This window comes from Microbacterium paulum (assembly GCF_015707995.1).
Classification (GTDB): Bacteria; Actinomycetota; Actinomycetes; order Actinomycetales; family Microbacteriaceae; genus Microbacterium; species Microbacterium paulum.
Genome location: NZ_JAAGRY010000041.1, coordinates 23062 through 31794 on the forward strand (window position 1 = coordinate 23062; position 8733 = coordinate 31794).

General features: G+C 72.8%; 6 protein-coding genes and 1 pseudogene. 3 read left to right on the forward strand and 4 right to left on the reverse strand.

Annotated elements, in window-relative coordinates; all coding sequences use genetic code 11:
* The first annotated feature begins 73 nt into the window (after positions 1 to 73).
* A complete protein-coding gene (locus G3N18_RS10645) occupies positions 74 to 877 on the forward strand; it encodes an FAD binding domain-containing protein (protein WP_196384246.1) in 804 nt (267 codons plus the stop codon).
* Positions 874 to 3630, forward strand: coding sequence for a molybdopterin-dependent oxidoreductase (locus tag G3N18_RS10650; RefSeq protein WP_196384247.1), 2757 nt, complete (start codon positions 874 to 876; stop codon positions 3628 to 3630). The genes G3N18_RS10645 and G3N18_RS10650 overlap by 4 nt, the downstream gene beginning before the upstream one ends.
* 11 nt (positions 3631 to 3641) lie before the next feature.
* On the opposite strand, the gene G3N18_RS10655 is transcribed toward G3N18_RS10650, so the two are convergent.
* The gene (locus G3N18_RS10655; protein WP_196384248.1) at positions 3642 to 5018 is read right to left on the reverse strand and encodes an amidohydrolase family protein; all 1377 of its coding nucleotides are present in this window, start codon (positions 5016 to 5018) and stop codon (positions 3642 to 3644) included.
* Positions 5019 to 5090: 72 nt separating this feature from the next.
* Here G3N18_RS10655 and G3N18_RS10660 point away from each other — a divergent pair, with 72 nt between their 5' ends.
* Positions 5091 to 5708 (forward strand): LOG family protein, encoded by a 618-nt coding sequence (locus tag G3N18_RS10660; RefSeq protein ID WP_196384249.1) that lies wholly within the window; start codon positions 5091 to 5093, stop codon positions 5706 to 5708.
* Between the two features lie 34 nt (positions 5709 to 5742).
* On the opposite strand, the gene G3N18_RS10665 is transcribed toward G3N18_RS10660, so the two are convergent.
* From G3N18_RS10665 to G3N18_RS10675, 3 genes and pseudogenes are all read right to left on the reverse strand, one after another.
* Positions 5743 to 7047, reverse strand: a complete 1305-nt coding sequence (locus G3N18_RS10665; protein ID WP_196384250.1) for a Zn-dependent hydrolase — start codon at positions 7045 to 7047, stop codon at positions 5743 to 5745.
* On the reverse strand, positions 7044 to 8354 hold the full coding sequence (locus G3N18_RS10670) for a pyridoxal-phosphate-dependent aminotransferase family protein (RefSeq protein ID WP_230404109.1): 1311 nt from the start codon (positions 8352 to 8354) through the stop codon (positions 7044 to 7046). The genes G3N18_RS10665 and G3N18_RS10670 overlap by 4 nt, the downstream gene beginning before the upstream one ends.
* A pseudogene (locus G3N18_RS10675) lies at positions 8351 to 8733 on the reverse strand (AtzH-like domain-containing protein); the annotation flags it as partial. The gene G3N18_RS10670 and the pseudogene G3N18_RS10675, both read right to left, overlap by 4 nt.

Sequence of the window (8733 nt, forward strand, 5' to 3'; positions counted from 1 at the left end):
TCGATGCGAGCCGAGCGACCCGGAACCCGGCCGGGCAGACCCGGAACCGCGCCAGACAAAGGAGGGCACCGCCATGGACATCACGACCGTGCGCTCGTATCGCGTCGCCCGCACGCGCGACGATCTGGTGCTCGGCGCGGGCGAAGTCGTACTCGCCGGCGGAACCTGGCTCATGAGCGAGCCGCAGCCCCAGGCCACGGGTCTCGTCGACCTCACCGGCATGGGCTGGACTCCCCTCGAGATCGACACGGACGGTCTGCGCATCGCGGCCACCTGCACGATCGCCGAGCTCGTGGCGTTCGCCCGCGACGCCCCGGCCGAGTGGACGGCCGCCGCGATGATCCCGGATGCCGCGAACGCCCTCCTCGCCTCGTTCAAGATCTGGAACACCGCCACCGTCGGCGGGAACGTGTGCCGCGCGTTCGCCGCGGGCGCGATGGTGTCGCTGTGCGTCGCCCTCGACGCCGTCGCCGAGGTCTGGGGCCCCGCGGGCGCCCGCGAGCTGGCGGTCGCCGACCTCGTGACGGGCAACGGGACCACGTCGCTCACCCCCGGCGAGGTGCTGCGAGGCATCCGACTGCCCGCTCACGCGCTGCGCGCCCGCGCCGCACTGCGCAAGATCGCCCTCGCCGAGCACGGACGATCGGGCGCCGTCGTCACGGGCCGCGTCGATCCGAACGGCGCGAGCGTCTTCACGATCACCGCCGCCACGCTGCGCCCGACGGTATCGCGCTTCGACTCGGTGCCCACGGCCGCGGCCCTCGCCGCAGCCGTCCGCGCGGCGCCCGCGTACTACTCCGACCCGCTCGGATCGGCGGACTGGCGCCGCGGCGTCAGCGAGGCACTGGCCGAAGACATCCGGAGGGAACTCGCATGAGGTGGAGCGTCGACGGCACCGAAGAAGACTCCGAGCCGCGCCCCGGGCAGTGCCTGCGCACGCTCTTGCGCGAGACCGGGCACACCGAGGTGAAGAAGGGCTGCGACGCGGGAGACTGCGGCGCCTGCAGCGTGCTGCTCGACGGCGAGCCGGTGCACTCGTGCCTCATTCCGGCCGCGCGCGTCGAGGGACGCCGCGTGACCACCGCGGCGGGGCTCGCGCCCGGCGACGACCTGCACCCGGTGCAGCGCGCCCTCGCCGACGGGTTCGGATTCCAGTGCGGGTTCTGCACGCCGGGGATGAGCGTGACGGCATCGACCCTGTGCACCGACGACCTCGACGATCTCGACCGGCGCATGAAGGGGAACCTGTGCCGCTGCACGGGGTACCGCCCCATCCGCGAGGCGATCATGACGGCCGTGCGCGACACGGGCGGCCGCCGCGCCACGGTGCCCGCACCGGCCGCGGCGACCGCACCGGGCACCGCCCGTTACGCGCACGGCGTCGGGCGCTCGGTCGCGCCCGAGGCCGGGCCGCGGCTGACGCAGGGGCGCGAGCCGTTCACGTTCGACCTTCCGCCCGGGCACCCCGCCGCCGCGGCCCTCGTTCTGCGGCTCGTGACGAGCCCGCACGCGCACGCGCGGATCACAGCGATCGACACCGAGGCCGCGCGCGCGGTGCCCGGCGTCGTCGCCGTGTTCACCCACGAAGACGTGCCCGACGTGCGCTATTCGACCGGTCGGCACGAGCATCGCACCGACGATCCCGACGACACCCGCATGCTCGACGACGTCGTGCGCCACGTCGGGCAGCGCGTCGCGGCGGTCGTCGCCGAGACCGCCGAAGCGGCCGACGAGGCGTGTCGGCTCGTGAGGGTGAGCTACGCGCCGCTCGCGGCGGTGTTCGATCCCGACGAGGCACGGATGCCGGGTGCTCCGCTGCTGCATGCCGACCGCACCCCCGAAGACCGGGTCGACGAGGCGGCGCGGAACGTCATCGCGAGCGTGCACACCGGGCCCGACGTGACCGCGGCGCTCGGCGCGAGCGCCGTGACGGTCACCGGCACGTGGCAGACCTCGCGGGTGAGCCACGCGCAGCTCGAGACCCACGGCTCGATCGGCTGGATCGACGACGACGGCAGGCTCGTGCTCCGCTCGTCGACCCAGGTGCCCTTCCTCACGCGCGACGAGCTCGCGCACATCTTCGGCCTCGACCGCGATCGGGTGCGCGTGCACGCGGCCCGGCTCGGCGGGGGCTTCGGCGGCAAGCAGGAGCTGTTCACCGAAGACCTGGTGGCCCTCGCGGTGCTGCACACGGGGCGGCCGGTCGCCTTCGAATACACCCGCGCCGACGAGTTCCAGCGGGCCGCGGTGCGGCATCCGATGCGCGTCAGCGTGACGCTCGGCGCCGATGCCGACGGGCGCCTCACCGCGATGGCGATCGATTCGCTGAGCGATACGGGGGCGTACGGCAACCACTCGCGCGGTGTGCTGTTCCACTCGCTGGCCGAGTCGACCACGATCTACCGGGTTCCGCTCACGCGGATCGATGCCGAGGTCGTCTACACGAACAACCCGCCCTCGGGCGCGTTCCGCGGGTACGGCCTCGGGCAGGTGGTGCTCGCCGTCGAGTCGGCGATGGACATGCTCGCCCAACGCCTCGACCTCGACCCCTTCGAGCTGCGGCGGCGGAACGCCGTGACCGTGCACGACGACCCCGGCCACGACGATCTCGTCTGGGGAAGCTACGGGTTCGACCAGTGCCTCGACCTCGCCGAGAGCGCGCTTCGCCGGGGGAACGGCGTCGCGGCTCCCGACGGCTGGCTCGTCGGTGAGGGCGTCGCGGCCGCGATGATCGCCACCATGGCCCCCTTCGGCCACATCTCGCACACACGGGTGACCCTCCGCCGCGACGGCACGTACCTGCTGCGCGCCGGTACCGCCGAATTCGGCAACGGCACGACCACCGTGCTGCGGCAGATCGCCGTGACCGACCTCGCCGCCGACCCGGCGCGCCTGGAGCTGTGGCACGCCGACACCGACGCGGTCGCGCACGACACGGGTGCGTTCGCCTCGGCGGGGATCACGGTCGCCGGCAAGGCCCTGCACGCGGCTTGCCTCGCCCTCGCCGCCCGCCTGCGCGAGCGCGCCGCGCTCCTCACCGGAACGGATGCCGCGGCCGCCGAACTCATGCCCGACGGCGTATACACGCCCGCCGGCCTCGTCACCCTGCAGACGCTGGCGGCCGACGGCGACATCTCGGCAGACGGCAGCGAGCTCGGCGAGCAGCGCTCGCTCGCCTTCAACGTGCACGCGGTGCGGGTCGCGGTCGACCCGCGCACGGGCACGGTGCGCATCCTGCAGTCGATCCAGGCGGCGGATGCCGGTGTCGTGATGAACCCGGCGCAGTGCCGCGGTCAGATCGAAGGAGGCGTCGCACAGGGCATCGGCAGCGCCCTGTACGAAGAGGTCATGGTCGAAGAGGGCAGGGTGACGACGCCGGTGTTCCGGGTGTACCGCGTGCCGCAGTTCGGCGACGTGCCCGAGACCGAGGTGTACTTCGCCGACACGGCCGACGACCTCGGCCCGTTCGGGGCGAAGTCGATGAGCGAGTCGCCCTACAACCCGGTGGCCCCGGCCATCGGCAACGCGATCGCCAGAGCGCTCGGCACCCGACCGTTCGTGCAGCCCTTCCGGCGCGACCGGGTGTGGCGGCTCGCGGCACCGCACCGCGACGCCGCCCTGAAGAGCTGACCCGGCGCGGATCAGTGCGGGTGACCGCGCAGCGGCACGAGCGCGGCGGGCAGCTCGTGCAGCTTCGACGACGCCTCGGCGGCGAGCGGGTTCGTCGACACTCCGTCGGCGTTCACGAGGCGACCGCCGACATAGACGGCCTTGAGGTTCCGCGGGCTCATCGCGAGGACGTACGAGCGGACGGGATGCCACAGCGGGCCGACATCGGGCAGGCGCGGGTCGACGACCACGAAATCGGCGAACTTGCCGACCTCGAGCGAGCCGACGCGATCGGCGACGCCCATGATCTCCGCGCCGCCCAGGGTGTGCAGACGCAGCATGAGCTCGGGCATCATCGACAGCGGATCCTTCGTGCGGGCGCGCTGCATGTAGATGCCCATGCGCATGTTCTGCCACGGGTCGCTGACGTCGGTGCACGCCTGGTCGTCGAGCCCCACCCCCACCTTCATGCCCATCTCGAGCATCTCGGGCACGAGCGCGACGCCCGAAGCGAGGCGGCCGTTCGAGGCGGGCTGCCACGACATCGCGGCGCCGCCCGCGACGGACTGCTCGATGATCTCGGGAGTGGTCTGGATGAAGTGCCCGAACACGAGACCGAGTTCGAGCGCCCCGGCATCGCGATACAGCGCGAACTTCGACTGCTGGTGCTCGATCGCCTCGGGCGACTCGAGGAAGTGCGCCTGGTTGGTCACGCCGTACCGGCGCATCGCCTCGACCTCGAACGCCGCCGCCTCGGGGTGCGGCGACCACTGCACCTGCCCCATGATCGAGCTTCCCAGGGCGAAGTCCGGGTCGAAGGTGCGGGTGTGCGCGACCTCGGCGGCGAAGCGCTCGAACACGTCGTCGGGGGTGCCCGCGGTGACATCCATGCCCGCGGCATCGACGAATCGGATGCCGGCGTCGCGTGTGCCCTCGGCCTGACGCCAGTGGTATTCGAGGCCCCGCAGCCCCGCGGTGCCCGTGCGCTTGCCGTCGACCATCGACTCCCACGCCTGCAGCGGGTCGGTGAAGTTGTAGGCGGTCGTCACACCGTTCGAGAGGAAGTCGAGCGAGCCGTGCAGGGTCGACCAGTAGAGCTGGTCGGCGCTCATGTGCGCGGTCGAGCCGAGCATCGAGTCGCACCATCCGTAGAGGGTGTCGGCGACGCCGAGGCCGCGCAGGCCGCTCGTGAACAGGTGCGAGTGGCTCGAGACGAAGCCGGGCGCGACGAAGGCGCCGTCGACGTCGAGGGTTTCGGTCGCGACCGTGCCGGTCGGCGGGTCGCCCGCCCCGAGGGCGTCGATACGACCGTCGTCGCCCACGAGCATCCAGCCCTCTTCGATGTAGCCCGGGTCGTCGGTGCCTGAGGGAACGGTGATGAGGCGCGCGCGGCGCACGAGGAGCGACATGCTCCGCACGGTAACGAGTCGATGTTTCCGACCTGTCACGGCCCGGAAACACACGCGGATTAGCGTCGGTGCATGTCACGCTTCACGGTCACGGTCTTCTGCGGATCTTCGCCGGGCTTCGACCCGGTCTACGTCGACGCGGCGCGCGCCGTCGGCACGGCGATCGGCCGGAGCGGAATGGCGCTGGTCTACGGCGGCGGCCACGTGGGGCTCATGGGCACCGTCGCCGATGCCGCCCTCGCGGCGGGCGCCGAGGTGACGGGGGTCATCCCCCGGGCGCTCCAGGCGCGCGAGGCCGTGAACGAAGACCTGACCGGGCTGATCCTCGTCGACACGATGCACGAGCGGAAGATGCTCATGGCCGACCGTGCCGACGCGTTCCTGGCCCTGCCCGGCGGGCCGGGCACGCTCGAAGAGCTGACCGAGCAGTGGACGTGGGCGCAACTGGGCATCCACGAGAAGCCGGTGGGGCTCCTGAACGTCGACGGCTACTTCGACCCCCTGCTCGCCTTCGTCGCCAACATGCGCGATCGGGGCTTCACCCACCCGCGCTACACCGACATGCTGGTGGTCGCCACCGAGGCATCCGACGCGCTCGCCCGACTGCGCGAGTACCGGCCCCCGACGCGGTCCGAGGCCTCGCCCGGCGCCGAGATGACCGGCGCGCTGTCGCTGCCCGTGCTGCCCTGAACACAGCGGGACGGCCCGCGCGGCCGAGCCCGGATCAGCGCGGTTCGGCGCCGCGCAGCAGCACGGCTTCGGCGAGCGCGCGGATGCCATGGGCCACATCGCCGGCCGAGACGGCCTCGTCGGGGTGATGGCTGATGCCGTCGGGGTTCCGCAGGAACAGCATGCCGACCTCAGCGATCGCCCCGAGGGCCATGCCGTCGTGCCCGGCGCGGCTGAAGATCACCGGCGGCGCGTCGGAGCGCGACGGGAGCGTCGCCCGGATGCCTCCGGCCACGACGTCTTGCAGGAGCGGCGCGCAGAACACCGCGGGGGCGCTGTGCACCTCGCGGGAGCGCCAGCGCAGCCCCCGCCGGCCCATGATCTCGTCGAGCTGGCGCGACAGGGCATCCCACACATGATCACGCGAAGCGTCGAACTCGCCGCGCAGGTCGAGCGAGAACTGCACCTCGCCGGGGATGACGTTCACGGCCCCCGGAAAGGCCTCGAAGCGGCCGACGGTGCCCATGATGTGGTGCTCGCCCGCGCAGATCCGCTCGACGGCGAGCGCCGCCTCACTCGCGCCGAGCAGGGCGTCGTGGCGCATGTCGTAGGGCGTGCCGCCCGCGTGCCGCGCCTCGCCCTCGACGACCAGGTGGAACCGCCGGGCCGACGCGATCGACGACACGACGGCGAGGGGCTCGCCCGCGCGGTCGAGCTCGGGGCCCTGCTCGATGTGCGCCTCGAGGTAGCCGACGAGCTCGTCGGGGCGACGCGCCGCCTCGCCGACACGGCCGGGGTCGAGGCCGAACTCGAGAAACGCCTGGCGCAGGCTCACGCCGTCGGCGTCGGTCAGCGCCCACCACGACGCGTCCCACGTGCCGGCGACCGCCGACGAGCCGAGCAACGCCTTGCCGAAGCGGGTGCCCTCTTCGTCTGAGAAGGCGACCACCTCGAGCGCGAAGGGCAGCGGCACGGTCCAGCCGTCGCCCGCTTCGCCATCTGCCGGCACGCGCAGCAGGCGCACCACTTCGAGGGCGATGAGCACCCCCGCGATGCCGTCGTAGCGACCCGCGTCGATCACGGTGTCGAGGTGCGAGCCCATCAGCAGCGCCGGCGCCGAGGGGTCGCCGATGCGGCCGACCTGGTTGCCCGCGGCATCTTGCCAGGTCTGCATGCCGAGCTCGCGCATCCACTCCGCCGCGAGGCGGTTGACGCGCGCGTGCTCGGGCGAGAGGTACACGCGCTCGATCGAGCCGCTCTCAGCGCTCACCCGCGCCAGCTCGTCGCAGCGCGCCATCACCCGGCGCGCCGCCGCGGCGATCGCATCGGGCGCGGCGCGCAGCAGCGCGGTGGTGCTCATCGCGCCCCCGCGGCGTCGGTGGTCGTGGCGGCGGCAGCGGCGGTGGATGCCGAGGCGGTGGATGCCACGGCGCCCCGGTACACGTCGGCCGCAGCCTCGACGCCGCCGCCCGCCGGCACCGACGCGCCGAAGCGGCGCAGCACCGCTTCGAGGGCGGCGAGGGTCGTGAGCACGGCATCCTTGCGGGCGTTGTACCCCATGGTGCCGATGCGCCACACGCGGCCGTGCAGGGGACCGAACGAGGTGCCGATCTCGATGCCGAAGTCTTCGAGCAGGGCGGTGCGCGCGGCATCCCCCGGCACACCGGCCGGGATCTCGACGGCGACGACGTTGTTCATCTTGTGGGCGACGTCGCCGAACACCGCGAGCCCGAGCGCCTCGACGCCCGCGAGCATCGCCCGCCCGGCGACCTCGTGCCGGTCGATGACCTCGTCACGGCCCTCGAGCAGCAGCACGCGCGCGCACTCCCGCGCCGCGTACAGCATGCTCGTGGCCTCGGTGTGGTGGTTCAGCCGGCGCGGACCCCAGTAGTCGAGGATCTGCCCCAGATCGAAGTAGTTCGAGCGCACGAAGTCGGGCGCCGAGGCATCCCCGGGCTCACGGATGCCCGCCTCGACCTTCTTGCGGGCCTGGATCACCTCGACCGCACGCGGGCTCAGCGTGATCGGCGACGACCCGCTCGGGCCGCCGAGGCACTTCTGCAGGCCCGCAGTCGCCGCGTCGAGCCCCCAGGCATCCGCATCGAACGCGTTGCCGCCGAGCGACGCGGTCGCATCGGAGTAGAAGATCACCCCGTGGCGGCGGCAGATCTCGCCGATGTCGTCGAGGGGCTGATTCATCGTCGTCGAAGTGTCGCCCTGCACGAGGGCGAGGAGCGTCGGCCGCACCCGGACGATCGCCTCTTCGATGACCGACGCCGGGAACACCTGCCCCCAGTCGGTCTCGATCGTGTGCACCTCGGCGAGCGCGCGTTCGGCGATCTCGGCGAGCAGGTGCCCGAACCGGCCGAACACCGGCACGAGCACGCGGTCGCCCGGGCGCACGAGCGAGACGATCGCCGCTTCGATGCCCGCACGGCTCGTGCCGTCGATCAGCATCGTCGCCTCGTTGCCGGTGTTCCAGACGCCCCGGTAGAGCTCTTGCGTCTCAGCCATCGCGGCGGTCATGAACGGGTCGTACTGGCCGACGAGCGGGGCCGACATCGCCCGCAGCACGCTCGGGTACGCCGAGATCGGGCCCGGGCCCATGAGCAGCCGTGCGGGCGGATCGATCGGACCGGGGAGGGTGTGCGACGAGGGGGAGGTCATACGGAATCCGTTTCAATGGTCTGAGCGTGAAGGGCGCGTCCGAGGCGCACGAGGGCGATGTCGGTGCCCGCACGCGAGAGCACGCTCACCCCGACGGGGGCCGGGCGCGCCGGGCTCGCGTGCGTGGCCGACGTGCCCGAAGCGACCCGCAGGAGCGGGATCGAGAGGGCGGGCAGCCCGCCGACGGCGGCCGGCGTCGTCAGGCGGAGCGTGTTCTGCCGCACGGCATCGACGTCGGCGCCCGTCGCGGTGCGGGCCGGAGCCGGCCCCGGAACCGTCGGCAACAGCAGCACGGCGCCCTGCACGAGCGCGTGCAGGCGCTCACGCAACGGCGCGAGGGCGGCGCGGGCGGCGGCCTCGTCGGCGGCGGTGACCGCCG